Annotated in this window: 19 protein-coding genes and 1 pseudogene; 9 read left to right on the plus strand and 11 right to left on the minus strand. The window is 29.4% G+C overall.

Annotated elements, in window-relative coordinates; translation table 11 throughout:
- Positions 1 to 30: 30 nt before the first annotated feature.
- Entirely contained in the window at positions 31 to 828 is a 798-nt protein-coding gene (locus tag WG945_RS10940; RefSeq protein ID WP_068447879.1) for an aldose 1-epimerase, read from the minus strand.
- Between the two features lies 1 nt (position 829).
- Complete coding sequence (gene dinD / locus WG945_RS10945; protein WP_068447881.1) at positions 830 to 1,669, minus strand: DNA damage-inducible protein D; 840 nt, start codon at positions 1,667 to 1,669, stop codon at positions 830 to 832.
- A 101-nt stretch (positions 1,670 to 1,770) separates the two neighbouring features.
- Between dinD and recA the strand changes: the two genes are divergently transcribed.
- Positions 1,771 to 2,778: a recombinase RecA gene (recA, locus tag WG945_RS10950; protein ID WP_068447884.1), complete on the plus strand. Its 1,008-nt coding sequence runs from the start codon at positions 1,771 to 1,773 to the stop codon at positions 2,776 to 2,778.
- Positions 2,779 to 2,908: 130 nt separating this feature from the next.
- Here the strand turns inward: recA and WG945_RS10955 are convergent, their stop codons facing one another.
- Positions 2,909 to 3,058 (minus strand): PspC domain-containing protein, encoded by a 150-nt coding sequence (locus WG945_RS10955; RefSeq protein ID WP_082864152.1) that lies wholly within the window; start codon positions 3,056 to 3,058, stop codon positions 2,909 to 2,911.
- Between the two features lie 287 nt (positions 3,059 to 3,345).
- Here WG945_RS10955 and WG945_RS10960 point away from each other — a divergent pair, with 287 nt between their 5' ends.
- Entirely contained in the window at positions 3,346 to 4,062 is a 717-nt protein-coding gene (locus WG945_RS10960) for a LytR/AlgR family response regulator transcription factor (RefSeq protein ID WP_068447886.1), read from the plus strand.
- Between the two features lie 207 nt (positions 4,063 to 4,269).
- Here the strand turns inward: WG945_RS10960 and dut are convergent, their stop codons facing one another.
- From dut to WG945_RS10975, 3 genes are read right to left on the minus strand one after another with little or no spacing between them, the layout of a single operon-like run.
- Positions 4,270 to 4,701: a dUTP diphosphatase gene (dut, locus tag WG945_RS10965; protein WP_068448014.1), complete on the minus strand. Its 432-nt coding sequence runs from the start codon at positions 4,699 to 4,701 to the stop codon at positions 4,270 to 4,272.
- A gap of 5 nt (positions 4,702 to 4,706) precedes the next feature.
- Positions 4,707 to 5,570: an alpha/beta hydrolase gene (locus WG945_RS10970; protein ID WP_068447888.1), complete on the minus strand. Its 864-nt coding sequence runs from the start codon at positions 5,568 to 5,570 to the stop codon at positions 4,707 to 4,709.
- A gap of 2 nt (positions 5,571 to 5,572) precedes the next feature.
- Positions 5,573 to 7,027, minus strand: coding sequence for an oligosaccharide flippase family protein (locus tag WG945_RS10975; protein ID WP_068447890.1), 1,455 nt, complete (start codon positions 7,025 to 7,027; stop codon positions 5,573 to 5,575).
- Positions 7,028 to 7,121: 94 nt separating this feature from the next.
- Between WG945_RS10975 and WG945_RS10980 the strand changes: the two genes are divergently transcribed.
- From WG945_RS10980 to WG945_RS10990, 3 genes and pseudogenes are all read left to right on the plus strand, one after another.
- Positions 7,122 to 8,117, plus strand: coding sequence for an NAD(P)H-dependent glycerol-3-phosphate dehydrogenase (locus tag WG945_RS10980; protein ID WP_068447892.1), 996 nt, complete (start codon positions 7,122 to 7,124; stop codon positions 8,115 to 8,117).
- Positions 8,118 to 8,160: 43 nt separating this feature from the next.
- On the plus strand, positions 8,161 to 8,820 hold the full coding sequence (locus WG945_RS10985; RefSeq protein WP_068447893.1) for a hypothetical protein: 660 nt from the start codon (positions 8,161 to 8,163) through the stop codon (positions 8,818 to 8,820).
- Position 8,821: 1 nt separating this feature from the next.
- Positions 8,822 to 10,089 (plus strand): annotated as a pseudogene (locus WG945_RS10990) (MFS transporter).
- 66 nt (positions 10,090 to 10,155) lie between these two features.
- On the opposite strand, the gene WG945_RS10995 reads toward WG945_RS10990, so the two are convergent.
- From WG945_RS10995 to WG945_RS11005, 3 genes are all read right to left on the minus strand, one after another.
- Entirely contained in the window at positions 10,156 to 10,494 is a 339-nt protein-coding gene (locus tag WG945_RS10995; protein WP_068447894.1) for a hypothetical protein, read from the minus strand.
- Between the two features lie 425 nt (positions 10,495 to 10,919).
- Complete coding sequence (locus WG945_RS11000; RefSeq protein WP_068447895.1) at positions 10,920 to 11,258, minus strand: hypothetical protein; 339 nt, start codon at positions 11,256 to 11,258, stop codon at positions 10,920 to 10,922.
- Between the two features lie 277 nt (positions 11,259 to 11,535).
- Complete coding sequence (locus tag WG945_RS11005; protein WP_068447897.1) at positions 11,536 to 13,182, minus strand: glycerol-3-phosphate dehydrogenase/oxidase; 1,647 nt, start codon at positions 13,180 to 13,182, stop codon at positions 11,536 to 11,538.
- 72 nt (positions 13,183 to 13,254) lie between these two features.
- Between WG945_RS11005 and WG945_RS11010 the strand changes: the two genes are divergently transcribed.
- The 3 genes from WG945_RS11010 to WG945_RS11020 all read left to right on the plus strand — a co-directional run bounded on the left by WG945_RS11010 (position 13,255) and on the right by WG945_RS11020 (position 17,759).
- Positions 13,255 to 16,563 carry a S8 family serine peptidase gene (locus WG945_RS11010; RefSeq protein ID WP_068447899.1) on the plus strand — a complete coding sequence of 1,103 codons (3,309 nt, stop codon included), beginning with the start codon at positions 13,255 to 13,257 and terminating at the stop codon, positions 16,561 to 16,563.
- A 131-nt stretch (positions 16,564 to 16,694) separates the two neighbouring features.
- Entirely contained in the window at positions 16,695 to 17,129 is a 435-nt protein-coding gene (locus WG945_RS11015; RefSeq protein ID WP_068448016.1) for a hypothetical protein, read from the plus strand.
- Between the two features lie 39 nt (positions 17,130 to 17,168).
- Positions 17,169 to 17,759: a 2OG-Fe(II) oxygenase gene (locus WG945_RS11020; protein WP_068447901.1), complete on the plus strand. Its 591-nt coding sequence runs from the start codon at positions 17,169 to 17,171 to the stop codon at positions 17,757 to 17,759.
- 42 nt (positions 17,760 to 17,801) lie between these two features.
- On the opposite strand, the gene WG945_RS11025 is transcribed toward WG945_RS11020, so the two are convergent.
- Complete coding sequence (locus WG945_RS11025; RefSeq protein WP_068447903.1) at positions 17,802 to 18,344, minus strand: pyridoxamine 5'-phosphate oxidase family protein; 543 nt, start codon at positions 18,342 to 18,344, stop codon at positions 17,802 to 17,804.
- A 77-nt stretch (positions 18,345 to 18,421) separates the two neighbouring features.
- On the opposite strand from WG945_RS11025, the gene WG945_RS11030 reads away from it, so the two are divergent.
- Complete coding sequence (locus WG945_RS11030) at positions 18,422 to 19,897, plus strand: Na+/H+ antiporter NhaC family protein (RefSeq protein ID WP_068447905.1); 1,476 nt, start codon at positions 18,422 to 18,424, stop codon at positions 19,895 to 19,897.
- A gap of 863 nt (positions 19,898 to 20,760) precedes the next feature.
- Here the strand turns inward: WG945_RS11030 and WG945_RS11035 are convergent.
- The gene (locus tag WG945_RS11035; RefSeq protein WP_068447907.1) at positions 20,761 to 21,156 is read right to left on the minus strand and encodes a hypothetical protein; all 396 of its coding nucleotides are present in this window, start codon (positions 21,154 to 21,156) and stop codon (positions 20,761 to 20,763) included.
- Positions 21,157 to 21,161: the final 5 nt, after the last annotated feature.

Consider the following 21,161-nt stretch of genomic DNA (forward strand, 5'->3'; position numbering starts at 1 on the left):
AAATTTTATAACTAAGATATTTTAATGAAATTACAATACTTTAATTGTTACAGAAAAAGTATTTTTTCCTTCGGATAAACGCATGTTTTCTTCAGAAAATTTTTGGTCTGTGTAAGATGTATATTGTGTAATTGGCTCAATACAAAGCATGTTATCTACTTCTGTCCATAACATAAAATTATTAAAGTTTTTTGTAGTAATTTCTAAATCGTTTTTATCGATATTTTTTAAGATGATTTTATCAGAATTTAAGATAGGACAAGCATTAGCTCCTGCTTTATAAACATCTGCTAAAGTAACTTCTGTACCGTTAGATATTAATGTTTCTTTACCTGTATTTGATAATAAAAAAGCAGGATGATACCCTAACATAAATGGCATTCCTTTATCAGAATTAATGATAAATTCTATGTTTAAAACATCATTTTCTAAAGTAAAATTCTTTTCAAAAGTAAAATCAAAAGGCCAAGAAAGATTTTGTTCTGTAGATTTTTTAGGAAATTTACTATTGTTAATAAGTGTATTATTTTTGTATTTTTTGATGAATTTAGCCGAGTTCTCATCCGAAGAGATTAAAGAATATTCTAATTCACGCAACAAACCATGTTGATCTAAAATAGCATCACCATTTTTGGTATGCACTCTAAAATTATTTTTAGAAGTGGGTCCTATGACCGGAAACATTTCATCGTCAGCATTACGCCAACCTTTGTTTCCTTTTTGATGAATGTATTCTTTTTCATCTTTTTTTAAACTAATCAGTTCTCCTTTTTCTATGTTAACCTTAGATTTTTTATCACTAGAAATTAAGGATTGTATACTTTTCATATTAATTTAATTTTTCAGGATTTTTACCTATTTTTTTTGATTCAGAATTTACCCTTCTTTCCAATTTTTTTATATCCTCTTCAGGTGGTAAATTTTCTGGTTTAATTCCTCTTTCAATTAGTATTTTTCTTACAGAACTATTGTTAGTTACATGCTCTTTAGATATACTTTTTTCAGTTCTTAAATCTTTTTCTTTGGTATTGAAAACAGTTATTTCTGTTGCAAAATCTTTTGCTTTAATAGTAATAGTTGGTAAATAATCTGCCAAAGCTCTACTATTAGGAATGCCTAATTTAACTTTCATTTGTTTTGTTGATTTACCAAATAATGCTTGATCTCCTTTACTTCTTATCAACCCAAAATTTTTGTCATTACCAGTTTTTTCATAAATTAATTCTGATAAATCTTTTTCTGACAATGTTAATTTTTGTCTTGCTTGTAATCTTTCCCAATCTTTAATTCTTTGTTCAATTAACTCAAATTTTCTAGTTTGCATTGCAAAATAATTTTGAGCGAAAGCAATGCTCTCTTTTCTAGGATCTCCATTCTGAGCAATTAAATAACAAGCATATCTTGTAAGCATTAAATCTTCTATTTCTCTTTTGGTATTAGAACCAATTTCAACCATTTTCCTGACGTCAGGAAAATGGTCAAGAATATCATTTCCGGTTATATCACAAGAAACCTTTGCCTTATTAATAACTTTTATAAAATTTTCCCATTTTGAATAACCTAATAGAATTTGTAAATCCCTTGCAAACCAAAACTCTATATCACTTTCAGTAGTTTGAGAATAGTCTTCAAAATTTTTAGTTAGACTTTGTACAATTTCTTTTTTCATCTTTTTTCAATTTTTTATAAAAATACAAAAAAAGATGTGTACAAAAACAAACTCTTTTTGTAACTTGTGGCACTTATTTAAAAATAAAACAAGCAAGATTAATGGCGACAGATAAAGAAAAAACAGCAAAGCTAAAAGCACTTCAACTTACTCTAGATAAGCTAGATAAAACGTATGGTAAAGGAGCTGTAATGAAATTAGGTGATGTAGTAACTGAAGATATAGATGCAATTTCATCTGGATCTTTAGGGTTAGATTTAGCTTTAGGTGTTGGTGGTTATCCAAGAGGTAGGGTTATTGAAATATACGGACCAGAATCTTCTGGTAAAACTACTTTAACATTACATGCAATTGCAGAGGCTCAGAAAGCTGGTGGAATTGCAGCATTTATTGATGCAGAGCATGCATTTGATAAATTTTATGCAGAAAATTTAGGAGTAGATATCGATAATTTAATTATTTCTCAACCAGATCATGGTGAACAAGCATTAGAAATTGCAGAAAACTTAATTCGTTCTGGTGCAATTGATATTGTGGTTATTGATTCTGTTGCAGCATTAACTCCAAAATCTGAGATTGAAGGAGAAATGGGTGATTCTAAAATGGGTTTACATGCTCGTTTAATGTCTCAAGCATTACGTAAATTAACAGGTACTATTTCTAAAACAAAATGTACCGTTATATTTATTAACCAATTACGTGAAAAAATTGGGGTAATGTTCGGTAATCCAGAAACTACAACGGGTGGTAATGCATTAAAATTTTATGCTTCTGTACGTTTAGATATTAGAAGAAGAACACAAATTAAAGACGGAGACAAAGTTATTGGAAACAGTACCAAAGTTAAAGTTGTTAAAAATAAAGTAGCACCTCCTTTCCAAATTGCAGAATTTGATATTATGTATGGACAAGGAATCTCTAAAGTTGGTGAAATTTTAGATATTGGTGTAGAATTAGGTATTGTTAAGAAAAGTGGTTCTTGGTTTAGTTACGGAGAAACAAAATTAGGGCAAGGTAGAGACGCTGTTAAAGGCTTAATTAAAGACAATCCTGAGTTAGCAGAAGAACTTGAAGGTAAAATTAAGATTGCTATTGAAAATCAAGAATAATTATTAAAAGTTCTAACTATTATTATTAAACTGCTATAGAAGTAATCAATCTATAGCAGTTTTCTTATTTATAAAAGGCATTCTTTCTAGTTTTACCTTATGTATTTAATACGTAATAAGCTTCTAAGTCTTACTTAGAAAGTAACTTTACAATCCATAAGATAAGATATAAACCTAAGCCAAAACCTGCAAATACAACAGCAATTAGAAAGCCTATTCTAATAAATTTTGTTTCTACATTAATCTTTGGACTTAACCATTCTGAAACTCCTAAAATCATATTTTTATTTTTTGTTGTGTTAGTAAAGGTAATTAAACTATAATAGACCTAAATAAGATATCTTAATGAATAGAAGATATAGTTATAAAGAAAGGTAAAACATATTTAATTAGTCTGATGAAACTTATTATAAATAACAGTTATATCGTTTAAATTAATATAAACTATTTTTATATTTTGTCCTGTTAAAATAAATGTTTATCCTTTATTTATTATAATTGATACTTTTTATTTTTAAATTTGCAAAAGGTATATTTTTTAGAATTTTTACCTTTTAAAAAGAGAATATGAAATACAAATATGTAATTATACAAGACAAACAAGAGGCTCTTGATAATTTAAAAGCTACTTTAGATAACCATTCTAATTATAAACTTGTAGATGTTGCAACGACGCTAGAAGATGGGTTTTCATTAATTATAAAAACAAAACCTAACCTTATTTTTTTAGATGTAGAAATTGATGATAAAAACTCTTTTACACTTATTCCAAAGTTAAAAGAATTTTTTATTGAATTGCCAACCATTATTATGACTACCTCTCATAATTATTATGCAAAAGAAGCGGTAAACAATCAAGTATCTTATTTTTTAAGTAAACCAATTGAACCTGTAGAACTGCAAAAATCTTTATTTTTATTTGAGAAAAAATTTATAGAAGGACAAACACATCTTGCTGTAAAAACAAGTTCTGATATCCATATTTTGGATTACAAAGACATTTGTTTTTTACAAGCAGAAAGAAACTATACAAGTGTATTTAATTTAATGGGAGAGAAGTTATCAACTTCAAAATCTTTAAAACATTTTGAAGAAACTTTGCCTAAAAAATTCATTCGTATTCATAAGAGCTTTATTATTAATAAAAACTGTATTGATAGATTAAATACTAGAAAAGGACAAATTTTTTTGAAACCAATGGATGCATTAAAAGATCTAGAGGAAAACTTTATCCCTATTAGAAAAGAATATGTTCAGAAACTTAAAAATTCTTTTTCTTTTTAAAATATTTATTTTATAAAAAAAATAATAATCGTTAGTCCTTGTATATTAGTTTTTTGTAACTTATATAAGTTAATTTATCCTAATTTTTTATTGATGATATAAACGCTTAATTTTACGTTTATTGTTAAATAAATAATTCCCGCTTAGGCGGGAATTATTATTATAATGAAATTCTTAAAATACCTGTTTTAAGAAACTTTTTAGTTTTTAAACTCCTGTACTTCCAAAACCACCAGCTCCTCGCTCAGTTTCGCTTAAAACAGTTACTTCTTTCCAATTTACACGCTCGTGTTTTGCAATAATTAATTGTGCAATTCTTTCCCCATCATTTATTACAAAATCATCATTAGATAAGTTAACTAAAATTACCCCAATTTCACCTCTGTAATCTGCATCAACAGTTCCTGGAGAATTTAAAACGGTGATTCCTTTTTTAGCAGCCAATCCACTTCTTGGTCTTACTTGTGCTTCAAAACCAATTGGTAAAGCTATAAATAAACCTGTTTTAACAATGGCTCTTTCTAAAGGCTTTAATGTGATTGCTGTTTCTATATTTGCTCTTAAATCCATTCCTGCAGCACCTTCCGTTTCGTAATTAGGTGTTGCGTGTTTCGATTTGTTAATTATTTTTACGTTCATTGTCATTATAAATTATATAAAAATGTAATTACTTCTAAAAATTCTGCTTTCCAAAAAGACTCGGTATGTTTTCCTTCTGGATCAATTTTAGTTTTCATGTTTTCTGTAGGAAAACCAAGATCTAATAAGCGTTCTGCCATATTTTCTGTGTCGGTAACCATAATAGCTTCTTCTTTATCACCAGCTAATAAATAAAGTCTTGTATTTTTCTGATTCCCATTTTCTTCAGCAAATTTAATTACTTTATTAGAAAACCAAAAAGAGGGAGAAAGTGCACCAATTTTACCAAATACCTCAGGATGTTTTAATCCGCCATAAAAAGAAATCAATCCACCTAAAGAGCTACCAATAATTGCGGTGTTTTCTGGAGCAGGTTTGGTTCTGTAATTTTTATCAATAAAAGGTTTTAGTTCGTTTACTAAAAAATCGACATAAATAGCTCCTTTTCCTCCTCCATATTTTAGATTTTTCCAAGGAGTATATTCTTCAATTCTTTTTTCTCCACCATTTTCTACACCAACCACAATAAAACTTTTGCCTGTTTTTTTGTAAAGTTCATTTAATGTTTCGTCAATTTCCCATTCGCCAACAAAAGACGTTGCATCATCAAATAAATTTTGAGCATCGTGCATATAAATTACATCGTATTTTTCTGTTGATGTAGTATAATTTGGAGGTAAATACAACCAAATTTTATGTGAAATATCGTTTAAACCATCAATAACAAAGGTGGTTTCTAAAATAGAAACATTGGCTGTTTTTGTAGAAGTTTTTTCTGGTACAATCTCTTTTTTACCTTCGGATTTTTTTACCTTACAAGCGTTTAAAACAAGTAGAGAAACTAAAAAAAGTATGGTTATTCTATTCATATCTATCGTTTTAATATTTGTTTAATTTCCTCTTTTTCATTGTAATAAATCAATCCGAAGAAAAGTAAAATGGTTACTATAGAAAACCAGTATTGTCCTCTAAATAAGGTAAAAGAAATCCATTCAAATACAATTGAGAAGACTAAATAATACGCTATTTTTTTTAATTTATAATTTACAGGATAATGTTTTTTACCAACAAAATAAGACAATACCATCATGGTACCAAATGCTATTAACGTTGCCCAAGCAGAAGCCATAAATCCTATTTTAGGAATCATTATTAGATTAAATATTATGGTTATGAATGCTCCAACAATAGAAAAGTACATTCCGTATTTTGTTTTGTCTGTAAGTTTATACCAAATAGATAAATTGTTATAAATACCTAAAAATAAGTTTGCTAAAAGTATAATTGGTACAATAGAAAGAGCAGTGAAATATTCTGGTTTTCCTAATAAAATTTGTGCAAACAAATCGATAAAAACAACTACAATTAGCATAAAAAAAGAACCAAAAATGGTAAACCAAGTTAAAACTTTAGAATAGGTTTCTTTGGCATTTTTTTTATCAGCATTATTAAAGAAAAATGGTTCTGCACCCAAACGGAATGCCATAATATATAAGGTCATAAAAACACCTAACTTGTAACAAGCTGCGTAAATACCCATTTGTTTTTCTCCCAAAATATCTCCCAAGAGAAGTTTGTCTAAATTTTCATTGGTTACAAAGGCTAGACTTCCAATCATGATTGGAAAACTATATTTGAACATTCTTTTAAAAAGTGTAATATCAAACTCGAATTTAAATTTAAAAATAGAAGGAAAAAGCAATATAAAAGTAGATAAACTTGCCACTGTTCCTGCAACAAAAATGTGTATCACTTTTGGGTAGTTATTGTAATAATTTACAATGGCTTCAGGTAAAGAAATTCCGTTTTTAATAGCATAAGGCACAAACCACAAAAAGAAAACATTTAAAATAGTGAAAACACCAATATTTATCAGTTTTATTGCCGTAAATTTTAAAGGTTTGTTAGTAACACGCAAATAAGCAAAAGGGACAACTACTAAGGTATCTAGTGTAATTGTATAGACTAATAATTTAAAAAATAAAGGATTTTTAAATCCGAAGAAAACAGCAATTTCATCATTAAAAAATAACGCCAAAAAAAAGAAGATTAAAGTTGAAATTAACAAACTAATAAAGGATGTAGAAACCACTTTTCCTTTCTCTTTTTCCTTCGAAAAAAAACGAAAGAAAGCCGTTTCCATCCCAAAAGTTAATAGTGCATTTAAATAAGCAGCGTAGACGTAATAATCTGTATTTACTGCATATTTTTCTGCATCTAAAGTAGAGGTATGTAGTTTAACCAAAAAGATGTTAATTGCACGCGGTAAAACAGCGGCAATTCCGTATATTATGGTGTCTTTAAAAAAACGTTTTAAGGAACTCAAAAATTTTAAATTAGCGTTCACAAATATAATAATATGTAAATGCAATCCTTAAAAGATAATAGTTTTATTACTTTTGATATAAAAAACAAGATTCATGATTGAACAGAAAAAAATAGCGGTCTTTGGTGGAGGAAGTTGGGCGACTGCCATTGTAAAAATGTTGTCTGAAAATATGGATACAATTGGCTGGTACATGAGAAATGAACAAGCAATTGAACACATTAAAGAAAACGAACATAACCCTAATTATTTACAGTCTGCAGAATTAAATGCAGAGCAATTAGATTTGTCTAACGACATTAATTATACAGTAGAAAATTATGACGTTCTTATTTTTGCAATTCCATCTGCTTTTTTAACAAGTGAATTAAAAAAATTAACATCCTCTTTAGAGGGAAAAATCATTTTTTCTGCCATTAAAGGTATTGTGCCAGAAACGGGATTAATTATTGGAGAACATTTTAATAGAGAATATAATATTCCTTTAGAAAATATTGGGGTTATTACAGGTCCTTGTCATGCAGAAGAAGTGGCTATGGAACGTTTATCATACTTAACAATTGCCTGTAAAGATGAAATGAAGGCAAAGTTTATAGAAAAATCTATTCAAAGCTGGTACATAAAAACCAAGATTTCAGACGATATTATTGGTACAGAATATGCAGCCATGTTAAAAAATATTTATGCAGTTGCAGCAGGTATTGCACATGGTTTGGGGTATGGAGATAATTTTCAGGCAGTTCTAATGAGTAACGCAATTAGAGAGATGAAAAGCTTTATAAAAAAGGTGCATAAAATGAAACGTAACATTAACAATTCTGCCTATTTGGGAGATTTATTAGTTACTGGGTATTCTCTTTTTAGTAGAAATAGACAATTTGGAAACATGGTTGGTAAAGGTTATACGGTTAAATCTGCACAAATGGAAATGAGCATGATTGCAGAGGGATACTACGCTACTAAAAGTGCCTTTAAAATGAAAGAAGAAAACGGTGCAAACACACCTATTATAGATACTGTTTATAATATTTTATATGCAAATAAAAACCCTAAAAAAGAATTTCAAAAATTGACTGATAAATTAGATTAAATGTTTAATTTTGAACATTCAAGTAATATATTAAACAATTACAATGAAAACAATACAAGAAGTTGTAGAAAGCACCATTAGAAAAACACCTTTTATAGAAGAGGCTTTAAATGAAAAGTTGATAAATGTTTCTTCTTTGGCAAGAATTATTCTACCCGAAGTTTCTACTGCATTAAAGAAAGAAGTAAAGGTTGGTGCAGTTATGATGGCTATTAATAGACTTTCTCCTGCTAGCGAATTACGTATTAGAAAGAATATTAAAAAATTAGCTTTAGATTTAGGTGATGTAATTGTACGCTCTGATTTGTGCGATTTCACTTTTAAAAATACAACTTCGTTATTAAAAGAAATTGCAAAAATTTTAATGAAATCATCAGAAAGTTCTGATTATTTTTTAACCGTTTCTCAAGGTATTTTTGAAACTAATATTGTTACTAGTAAAAATTTAGAACCTTTTGTAAATGAGATTTTCGAAAAAGAAGCACTTATTTCTAATGTTTTAGATTTGGCGTCTATTACAATTAAACTTCCTAAAGAAAACCAAGAACAGTCTGGTATTTATTATTTTATTTTAAAACAATTGGCTTGGGCAGATATTCCGTTACAAGAAATTATTTCTACTACAAATGAAATGACAATTGTGGTAAAAGAAGAAGATATTAACCAAACTTTTGCCATTTTAATGGATATGAAATTGAGTTAAAATGACAAAGCAAGATCCTTATGCAGCATTAAGAATTAAGGAATTCAATATCTTTTTATTTGTTAGATTTCTGCTAGTTTTTGGTTGGTCTATGCAATTTATTGTAATTGAATGGCAAGTATATTCAATTACAAAAGATCCCTTATCTCTAGGTATAATAGGCTTAATGGAAATTATTCCGGCATTTACAATGGCTTTATTTGCAGGTCATATTGTAGATCAAAATGAAAAAAGAAACTTATTTGCTATTTGTATTGCAGCTTTTTCTTTTATTAGTTTAGGTTTATTTTATTAACATCAGAGATTATTGTAGGTGATTGGTCTACAAACTCCGTTTTATATTCTATTTACGGATTGGTTTTTTTTGGTGGATTTTTACGTTCTTTTTTCGGACCTACAATTTTCTCTTTAGTGGCATTATTGGTTCCTAAAAAGATATATCATAATGCAGCAACATGGAGTACTAGTACTTGGAAAACAGCTTCGGTTTCTGGTGCTTTATTTGGTGGTTTTTTTATAGGTTGGATTGGTGTTGACCAAACTCTTTGTTTAGTTTTTATCTTGGTAATGCTATCTTTAATTTTTACTTTTTTAATTGATAAGAAACCTATCTTAAACAAAAAGATTGGGGAGCCAATGAAAGAAAGTTTAAAAGCAGGAGTAAGGTTTGTATTTCAAAACAAAGCTATTTTAGGTGTTTTAACATTAGATATGATTGCGGTTTTATTCGGTGGAACCGTAGCTATTTTATCTGTTTTTGCACAAGATGTTTTAAAAGTTGGGCCAGAAGGTTTCGGTATTTTAAATGCTTCTATTTCTATGGGAAGTATTGTTACAATGTTTTTAACAACTTACATTCCTATCAACAGAAAAACAGGTAAAAAAATGTTGGTTTCTGTCTTTGTTTTCGGGTTGAGTATTATTGCTTTTGGGTTATCTTCTATTTTCTGGGTTAGTATTTTAGCATTGTTTATAAGTGGTGCTGCAGACGGGATTTCGATGGTAATTCGTCAGACAATTTTACAATTAAAAACGCCCGATGATATGCGAGGTAGAGTATCTTCTGTAAATTCTATGTTTGTGGGTTCTTCTAACGAGTTAGGTGCTTTTGAAAGTGGTTTAGCTGCAAAGTTTTTAGGAGCTTCTATGGCGGTTGTTTTTGGCGGAACCATGACTTTACTTACGGTTGTTGGTATTGGTGCTTTAAACCCTACTTTAAGAGATTTAGATTTAACAGAAGAGATTGAAACGAACCAAACTGAAACCTAGTTTTACTATTTTTTTAAGGCATAAAAAACCGTTTATCGGTTTTAGTGATAAACGGTTGTAAAAATATTATTTTTCTTCTTTTATGGCTGAAATGGATTTGACAGTCAGTTTTTCTCCGGTAAAATTCCCTTCTTCATCAATCAGTTCTATTTCTTTTTGTATCCAAGTAATATTGAATTTTTTACCAATTATTTCTTCTTCGTATAAAGAAAGTTCAATGTTTTCGTCTAAGTCGTAGAACAAAATAGTTACTTCTTTAGCATCTACAAATTTAAAATATTCAGCTTCTGTTACACCTTTAAAAGTAGCAACAATTTTGTTTTCTTTTTCTTGTGCAGAAATTGTATTTACAGCAAAAGAAAGGGTAAATAACAGCACGAATGCTGATGCATATAATTTTTTCATGATTTTTAATTTTAAGGTTATTTTTTAATAAATATAGTAGCTGCTCTTTTTCTTAAAAGAACTTGCTTTGTTTTTGAAGTACTCGAAACTATATTTTCATAAGCCTTAAAATTACTGATAAGTGTATATCAAATATACATTTTTTTTGAATTGAAAATTAAATTAGATATAATTTTTTCAAGAAATGAATAATTATTTTTAAGTGTTATTTTTTTACTTATTAGTTGATTTGTAGTTATTTAAAGTATTTGTTTTTTTGAAACCAAAGTTGGTACACAATTTTTAAATATGATAAACAGCGTTAGAATACTATAAGAATTACTTTTTAAATTTTAAGTAATTTTATCATTAGAAAAGACAAACCATATTTTAACTAAAAGAGTCTAGCATACTATTTGTAAAATTTCACAAAAGGTGGTTAGCAATTATTTTTTTGTCTTAATAGATAATATGGTTTTCACAGTAATTTTTGCTCCTGTTTTTTGTCCCTTAGAATCATATTCATCTACAAGTTTATTTTTCCAAGTAAGTATAAAGCTTTTGTTTATTTTACTATCATCTTCTTTCTCAAAAATTACTCTTCTTGCTAGGTTATAAAATAAATATTCTTGATTATTATCATCAATAAATTTATAGTCATGGTTTTCTGTAGCACCTACATAAGTAGCAACTAATGTATGTACTGTTTCTTGAAATGATATTTTTTTTGCAGAAAAAGAGAATGCAATAAACAAGATAACAATTGTGGTGTATAACGTTTTCATAATTCTTAAATTTAAGGTTATTGTAAATTATAAATATTTTAAATACTCTTTTTGGGATAAAGAAGTTATTTAAATAGAAAAATCGTAAACATCATAATGATAGGATGTTATATTCAAATATATAACTTTTTTTTTTTAAAGTATTGTATTTTAATGAAGTTGTTTTTCAGTAAATTAATGGTTCTAAATAGTGTTTAAAAGATGTTTTAACATAAAAAACCTCACAGATTTTTACAATCTATGAGGTTTTTTATATTAGTGTTTTTAAAACTATACTTTACTTAAAAGTAGTAGCCAATAGTATTTTTTCTTCTAATTCTAATTGATGTTTTTCGGTTATTTTTTCATCCCAAGAAAAATGAGTTTTAAACAAATCTAAAACATATTCTTTATACAAAATTACACTGCGAGCGTCAAAAAACAAGCGACCTGTTCTGCGCATAAAAAAATCGGTTGGTGTGCAGGTCATTTCGTAATTTATAGTAAACCAAACTTCTGCTTTTATCATTTTTTCTTGCATATTATCATGCATTAAATCATCAAACTTTTGTAAAATAATATCTGTTTGTTTTCCATAATTATGCACTAAATACTCTGCATCTTTTCTATCGAAATCTACTTCTGCAATTCTATTTTGAATAGCATCTGTATAACTTTGTACTTCTTTATAATTATTAAATGTTCCACCAGAAAGTGCTATTTGTTTGGTTTTTATTTCCTCAAATTTCTTATCGAATCTACGTTCATACTTTTTGGCTATTAAATCTACAATTCGTTCTGCCATTTTTCTATAACCTGTTAATTTACCACCGGCAATAGAAATCAACTCTGTATCAGAAACAAATATTTCATCTTTTCTAGATAATTCTGAAGCAGATTTGCCTTCTTCATGAATTAATGGTCGCAATCCTGCCCAAGAAGACTCAACATCATCCAACGTAAGTTGTACGTCTGTAAACATATTATTTACAGCAGAAATAAGGTAAGTAGCATCTACCAAATTGGTTTCTACCTTATTTTTATCTAATTGATAATTGGTGTCTGTGGTACCAAAATAAGTGACTCTTCCACGTGGAATCGCAAACATCATGCGCCCATCTGGAATATCAAAATAAACAGATTGTTTTACAGGTAATTTATCATGAGCCACTACTAAATGTACTCCTTTGGTTAAATGCAACCTTTTACCAGTTTTAGAATGGTTAATTTGTCTTAATTCATCTACCCAAGGCCCACAAGCATTTACTACATATTTTGCTTTAATATCAAAAGAATCTCCCGTAAAAGTGTCTTTTACTTTTGCACCAACAACCCTATTTTCTTCATAAATAAATTGGGTTGCTTCTGTATAATTTAAAATTTTAGCCTCGTAATCTAAAGCTGTTTTTAGTACTTCTATGGTTAAACGAGCATCATCTGTTCTGTATTCTGCATAATAGCCTGCACCATTTAAAATTCCTTTTGGTAACATGGGCTCTTTCTCTAAAGCTTCTGCTTTGTCTAACATTTTTCGTTTGTCTTCTCCTTCTACAGATGCTAAAATATCGTAGACTTTTAATCCGATAGATGTTAACCAAGAACCATAGGTTCCACCTTCAATTAAAGGTAAAATCATTTTTTCTGGAACTACTAAATGTGGTGCTAAATCATGCACAATGGCACGTTCTGTACCTACCTCTTTAACCAACCAAAAATCGAATTGTTTTAAATACCGTAAACCTCCGTGAATGAGTTTGGTAGATTTACTAGAAGTACCAGAAGCAAAGTCGTTTTTTTCTATCAAAGCAACTTTCATTCCTCTAGAAGCTGCATCTAATGCAATACCTGCGCCTGTAATTCCACCACCAATAATGAGTACATCAAATTGGGTAGACTGTAAATCTTGTGTACTTTTTTTTCTATTTAAATAGGAAAAGTTGTTCATGTTTAAAGTTAAATTATAATAATAAAAAATTTAAAAGTATATATTTGCTTACAAAATACATAAATCAACCCTATGATATACAAATACTTTAAGCAAATTTTTCTTTTTTTCTTTTTAGCTTCTTTTTCTTTAGTTGCTCAAAATTCATCAGAAAAACAACTTATAATTAAAGATTATAATTTAACAAAATTAGAGAATCTAAAGGAAGAATTTTCTACAAACTTTAGAAAAGAAAAAGAGAATGCTACTCTTTTAGCAACTCAAAGAGGTTGGAAAATGAAATTTACAGACACTAAAGGTTCTTATTATGAATTAATGAAAGTCTCTAAAGAAGGTACCCCTTTGTATTATAAAACGTACAATGTTGATGCAGCTATTTCTACCAGAACAAATTATTTACATAATAATGGAGGTCTTGGCTTAAATATAGAAGGTCAGGGGATGACAGCCTATGTTTGGGATGGTGGTATTGCAAGAGCAACACACCAAGAATATGATGGAGATGGTGGAGAAGATAGATTTTCTGTAGGAGATTTTTCATCAGAATTAAATTTTCATGCAGCTCATGTAATGGGAACTATTATTTCTTCTGGTTTTGAGCCAGAAGCAAAAGGGATGGCTCCTAAGGCAAAAGGAATTGGTTATGATTGGAATAACGATTTATCTGAGGCTACGATTGCTGCTTCAAACGGAATGTTAGTTTCAAATCATTCTTATGGTATTGCTGCTAGAGATGATGATAATGAAGTACAAATTCCATCTTATTATTTTGGCGCTTATATTTCTACTTCTAGAAACTGGGATAACTTAATGTACAATGCACCTTATTATTTAATGGTTGTAGCTGCAGGAAATGATGGTAATGACAATACTGCAAATGAATCTCCTTTAGAAGGAAGTGCTGCTTTTGATAAGTTAACAAGTTGGTCTACTACAAAAAATAGTTTGGTTATTGCAAATGGGCAAGATGCATTAATAGATGCAAATGGTGCATTATTATCGGTTAATAGAAATACGAGTAGTTCACAAGGTCCAACAGACGATTTAAGAATTAAACCAGACATAATGGGGAATGGATCTTCTTTATATTCTACTTATGATTCTGCAGACAATGCTTATAATTCAATTTCTGGTACTTCAATGGCTTCTCCAAACGTAACAGGTTCTTTATTGTTATTACAACAATATTATAAAGAAACATATGGTAGCTTTATGAAAGCAGCTACTTTAAAAGGATTGGCACTACATACTGCAGATGATACAGATATTGCTGGACCCGATGCAAAAACAGGTTGGGGGTTAATGAATACTAAAGTAGCTGCAGAAACAATTACTAAAAAAGGTTTTGAATCTTGGATTTCTGAAGAGGTTTTAACCAATGGAAACTCTTATTCTGTAACCGTTAATTCTGATGGTTTAAACCCTTTATTAGCATCTGTTTCTTGGACAGATAAACCAGGAGCTGTAAGTGAAGGGTTAGTAAATGATGCAACAGCTGTCTTAGTAAACGATTTAGATATTAAAATTACTAGAGATGGTGTTGAGTATAAGCCTTGGAGATTAACAGGAGTTAATAGTAATGAAAAAGGAGATAATTTAGTAGATCCTTATGAAAGAGTAGATATAGAAAATCCAACTTCTGGAGAGTATACCATTACAGTTACTCACAAAGGTACTTTAGAAGAAGCTCAAAATTTTTCTTTAATTGTAACTGGTATTTCTGGTGATTTTACTTTTGTAGTAGATAAATTAGAACAAGCATTTTGTTCTAATGAAGATGCTGTTTTTAATTTTGAATATAGACAAGCAGTTGCAGGCACTACACAGTTCTCTGTTACAGGAGCTCCTGAAGATTTATCAGTAGCTTTTTCTAATGAATCGTTAAGTGCAGATGGAAGTTTTAATTTAACTTTTGGTAATTTAATAAATGTACCAGCAGGTTCTTATGAAATTGAAGTACAGGGAGATAACGGAAATGAAATTCAAAAAAGAATAATTAGATTGATCGTTCTTCATCCAAATTTTGATAATAATCCATTAGAATTAGAATTCCCAGAGAATGGGCAGAAAGGGATTGCAAAAAAAGTATCATTAGCGTGGAAAACAAATCTAAATGCTGAAAACTATGTGGTAGAATTATCTAACTCACCAAGTTTTAGTACTCTTTTATTTACAGATGTTATTTCTGCTACAACAATAGATATCGTTGATTTAGAAACGAATTCTGTATATTATTGGAGAGTAAAACCAACAAATAAGTGTGGAGAAGGAGCATACTCTTCTACTTTTAGTTTTCAAACAGGACTTACAGATTGTACAAATATTTATACTGCTACAGATTTTTCTGCGGCAGGTATAGACGAAACATCTTCAAGTGCTACAGCAATTGTTCCTATTAGTATAACAGAAAATTTATCTATTAATAAAATTATTTTAACAACAGATATAACACATTCAAGTATACAAGAGTTAACGATTTCTTTACAAGCCCCAGCTAGTATTGGTGGTGCTAGTGTAGTTCTTTTATCTGATGCTTGTGGTGATAGAGGAGATATAAGAAATACTACTTTTGATGATGATGCAGGTGTATTATTTTGTAATTTTTCAACACCAGCAGTAACCGGAACCATAGCACCGGATAACAATATGAGTTTACCATTTTTAGGAAAATCTGCAATGGGAGACTGGAAATTAATTGTTCAAGACAATTCAGAATTAAATGGAGGTCAAATTAATGCTGTTTCTATTACAATCTGTTCATCAGTAGTAAATGCAAGTGTTCCTGATTTCTCTACTTCTAATTTAGTATTAAATGGAAGTTTAAATTATGTAATAAATGCGAGTAACATGAGTGCTTCTACTGTTTCTGAAACAGAAGAACAACAAGTCTACACGTTGGTAGAGTTAGCTAAGAAAGGAGCTCTTAATAAAGAAGGAACAGAATTAGTTTCTGGAGATACTTTTACCCAAGCAGATATAACAGCTGGTAAAATTACCTTTACAAATGCAGAGACAACTTCTTTTACAGATCAGTTTAAAGTTAATGTAACAAACGCTGCAAAAGGATGGTTAGCAAACCAAACAGTTACCATACAAGAAGGTGTTTTAAATACAAATGAATTTTCTTTAAATGATGTTTCTTTATGGCCTAACCCAGTAAAAGGTATCTTAAATGTAAAATTAAATAATGCAATTGGTAATGATGTAATTATCTCTTTATTTGACTTACAAGGAAGAAAAATTTTCAATTCTGTAAATAAGTCAACAACAGATGTATTTACTAAAGAAATAGATACCAAGAATATTTCTTCAGGTGTTTATTTATTAGGGATAGAACAAGGAGGTAAAAAAGCAACTAAAAAGATAATTATTGCACAATAAATTAACTTTTAAAAATAATAAAAAAAGTCAAAACATCTGTTTTGGCTTTTTTTATTATTTTTAATTAAATGGTAAAAAAATTTTTATTTAAACTTCATTTTTTATATGTTTATAAAAAAAATACACACACAATGGCAATATTAGATTTATTTTCTACAGGAAAACACAAACAAGAAATTGGGCATTTTGCTAATATTGTAAAAATTGCAAAAGTAGATGGTATAATAACAGATAGTGAAAAAGAATTATTAATTAGAGTAGGTAAAAACTTAAATATTACTTTAGATGAGTTTGCTATTATTCTTAATAATCCAGAAAAATTTCCAACCAACGCGCCTGCAAGTTATGATGATAGAATAGAACGTTTGTATCGTTTAGCTAAAATGATTTTAGTAGACGGAGAAGCAAAGTTAACAGAAGTTGAATTGATGAAAAAAATTGCTGTTCGCTTACATTTTTCTCATGAAAATGCAGAAAAGGTTTGTGATGAAGCCATTCATTTAGTTTTAAATGATAACAGTTTAGAAGATTTTACTAAGGCTATTAAAAAAGTACATAATTCTTAATTGCAAACAATTCACAACCTAGAGTTGTGGTTGTCCTGGATGGACGATCTCGCAGAGCAAGATTATGTAGTTATAGATGATTTTATAGACAATAACCTTTATAAAGAAATTAAAAACTTCCTTTTTGAAAACATAGATGTTTTTGATAGAGCAGGTATTGGTTCGCTTAACCAACACACAATAAAAAAAAACATTCGTGGCGATAAAACCTATTGGTTAAATAAAGAACGAGATACAATTCTTAAAGATTTTTGGAATTTATTAGAAGAAACAAAAAGTACATTAAATAGGTATTGTTATTTAAGTTTATCTGGTCAAGAATTTCATTTAGCTCACTATCCTTCTGGAGGTTATTATAAAAGGCATTTAGATCAATTTGAAGGTAGAAATAATAGAATGATTTCTATGATTATTTACCTAAATGATAATTGGGAAACAGAAAATGGTGGCCAATTGGAAATTTTGGATAAAAATAAAAAATTACAATTAGTAGAACCTATTGCAAAAAGATGTGTTTTATTTAAAAGTGATAAAGTACCACATGCTGTTTTAAAATCTTTTAAAGACAGGTATAGTTTAACAGGTTGGTTGCTTTACCAACCAACAAGTTTAGGGCCATTATTAGGTTAATTACAGGTTTCTTTTTTATAAGTTACAGAAATGCTACAGTTATTATTCTAAAATATTAGTTGGTAAACCATCAATACTGGTTTGGTTTTTATCTTGCCAGTATTGTGCTATACCTTCTTTACCTTGCGCTGTAGCCCAATCATTTAATTGGTTTCTTTCTCCTTTATATTCCATAAACGGAATAGACATACCGCAAGAAGTTTGTGCAGAATCTATGGTAATATCAAAAATCTGACGCGTTCCTGGAGTTTCTGGAAACAACGTAATTAACTCATTCCAAGAAGCATCTCCCTCTTTAATTTCTTTCCCTTTTCCGTACAGACGCAAAATATTTGGTGCGCCTTCAAAAGCACAAAACATCATGGTAATTCTGTCGTTTTCTAATAAATGAGCAGCAGTTTCGTTTCCACTTCCGGTAACATTTAACCATAAAACCCGGTTTTCATTAACAACTCTAAAAGAATCCATTCCTTTTGGTGATAAATTAATTCTACCAGAAATAGGAGCAGTAGCAACAAAAAATATTTTTTGAGCTTCAATAAATTTTTGAAGTCTTGACGTTAGTTTTGTGTAAAATTTAGACATGCTATAAATCGTTATGAGGTGCTAATTTACAAATTATCGTTTTAATTGTTTATTTTAGGCAAAAATTACATTTTTTTATGGAATATGGATTTCTCTCAGTAATACCCCCAATTGTTGCCATCATTTTAGCCTTAAAAACCAAGCAAGTGTATATTGCTTTGTTATTTGGTATCTGGTTTTCTTGGTTAATCATAGAAGGTTTTAATCCGTTAGCAGGAACTTTAGCAATGATTGAAGGAATGGTAAACGTTTTTCAATCCGAAGGAAATACAAGAACCATCATGTTTAGTGCATTAGTTGGTGCTTTATTAATTTTTATTCAATATTCTAGGGGAGTAGAAGGCTTTATCAATATTATTAATAGAAGATTAGAAAAACTTGAAGGTAAAAAAACAGGTTATAGTAGAGTAATGGTTCAAGTTTTAGCAACTTTTACGGGCTTATTACTGTTTGTTGAAACAAGTATTAGTTCTTTAACTGTTGGTACTTTGTATCGTCCTATTTTCGATAAATTAGGCATTCCACGAGAAAAACTAGCATACATAGCAGATTCTAGTTCTGCACCTTCCTCTATATTAATTCCGTTTAATGCTTGGGGCGCTTTTATAATGGGGCTTTTATTAACACAAGGAATAGACAAACCTTTTGCAATGATGATTGCATCCATCAAATATAATTTTTATCCTGTACTGGCAATTGCAATTGTTTTTATCGTAATTTTTACGAAGAAAGATTTTGGTCCAATGAAAAAAGCCGAAAAAAGAACCAAAGATACAGGTGAATTAATGGATAAAGGTTCTACACCAATGGTTTCAGATGAAATTACTTCTTTTCCACCAAAAGAAGGCATTCCTGCAAGAGCATATAATATGATTGTGCCTCTTTTAACCATGGTTTTAATGATGCCTATTAACTTAGTTTATACAGGTTGGAAAGAAGTTAAAGAATATACATCAACTTTAGATCATATACAACAAGCAATTGGTGCAGGTTCTGGTTCTTCATCAGTTTTATACGCTGTAATTACCGCACTTTTAGTCGCAATTATAATGTATATTATTCAAGGTTTTTTAAAACCAAAAGAAGCTGTAAATTTAACTTTAAAAGGAATTAGTGAGTTAATGCCTTTGGCTTTATTAATGTTACTAGCATTTGCTATTGGAGATGCTTGTAAAGAGTTAGAAACCGGTATTTACGTTGCCAATGTAACCAAAGATTGGTTGTCGCCAGAATTGTTGCCTGCAGTTGTTTTTATCATCAGTTCTTTTATTGCTTTTTCTACCGGAACATCTTGGGGAACCTTTGCTATTATGTTGGCAATTTCAATGCCAATGGCAAATATTCATGGGGCAGATGTAACTATTGTAGTTGCTGCAACTTTAGGAGGCGGAATTTTTGGAGACCATTGTTCGCCAATTTCAGATACTTCAATTATCTCTTCCATGGCATCGGCGAGTGACCATATAGACCATGTAAAAACACAGTTGCCTTACGCTTTAATAGGAGGTGTAATTACAGTAATTATGTATTTAATTATTGGGTTTATGGGATAGTTAAATTCTTTTGAATAACTAACTTTTAATAATTTGGGCGTTACCACTAGGGTCGCGCTTTCCACTATATCTTTTTATGAAAAATAAAAAGGATGCCGTTCCAATCGCTAACGCGGGCGAATTTATAAACAGTAGTCATTTCTCATAATTTGTCATTTCGAAATGAGCCTTTTTAGGAGATTGAGAAATCTCACACAATTCTCATACACTTTTTTTAAAAGGTAGAAAACTACTTGAAATCATAAGAACTGAGTGAAAAATGTATTGATTATCAATGCTATGAGATTTCTCCTAACGTCAAAATGACAAGTTGTGTGTGTCGTTTTAAGTTTTCACTTTTATGCGACTTCTCATTACTTCGAAGTGACAATTTTAATTTTTAAAAGTTTGATATAATGATTAACAGAATCAAGAACCCAAAGTTTGTCATTTCGAAATGAGCTTTTTTGAGCGATTGAGAAATCTCACACAATTCTCACACACTTTTTTTAAAAGGTAGAAAACTACTTGAAATCATAAGAACTGAGTAAAAAATGTATTGAGTATCACTGCTATTAGGTTTCTCCTAACGTAGAAACGACAAGTTGTGTGTGTCGTTTTAAGTTTTCACTGTTATTCGACTTCTCATTACTTCGAAGTGACAATTTTAATTTTTAAAAGTTTGATATAATAATTAACAGAATCAAGAACCCAAAGTTTGTCATTTCGAAATGAGCTTTTTTAGGCGATTGAGAAATCTCATAATCTTTTGAATTAAGAGGTCTCTATCTTCTATTTTACCGGAATGATACCTAGAAATTATGTGTGCTTAATCAAGCAAAAAAATGAATTTGTAAAATAGGAAGATATCCTCAAAACTTTACTTATTCAGCTAAAATACCACGTTTTTTAATTTCATCAATCATACGCAAAGCACCTTCTTTAACGGTGTTTTCTTTAAAGAAAAATGTTTTTTCGTGTAAGGTGTTACCTTCAAAAAAAGAAACCTGAAAACGGTTATTTAACTTGAATAATTCAGGTTGAATAAATTCAATTTTAGCAAAAGAATTTGCTGGAAGTTTGTCTAATTTTTTACGCAACAAAGAAGTTGTTTTTGTCTCAGAAAAACCTTGAGAAACAATTACCATCATTTCTAAGTCTACTTTCTTATTATTAATGATATACACATTCCAATCATCTGTTTTGTACAAATCATTGTATTCATAAACAACAGCCATTTCTACGTCTGTAACTTCGGGTATTTGAATGTCTTTTTTCATAAATA

The organism is Polaribacter atrinae (genome assembly GCF_038023995.1).
GTDB lineage: Bacteria > Bacteroidota > Bacteroidia > Flavobacteriales > Flavobacteriaceae > Polaribacter > Polaribacter atrinae.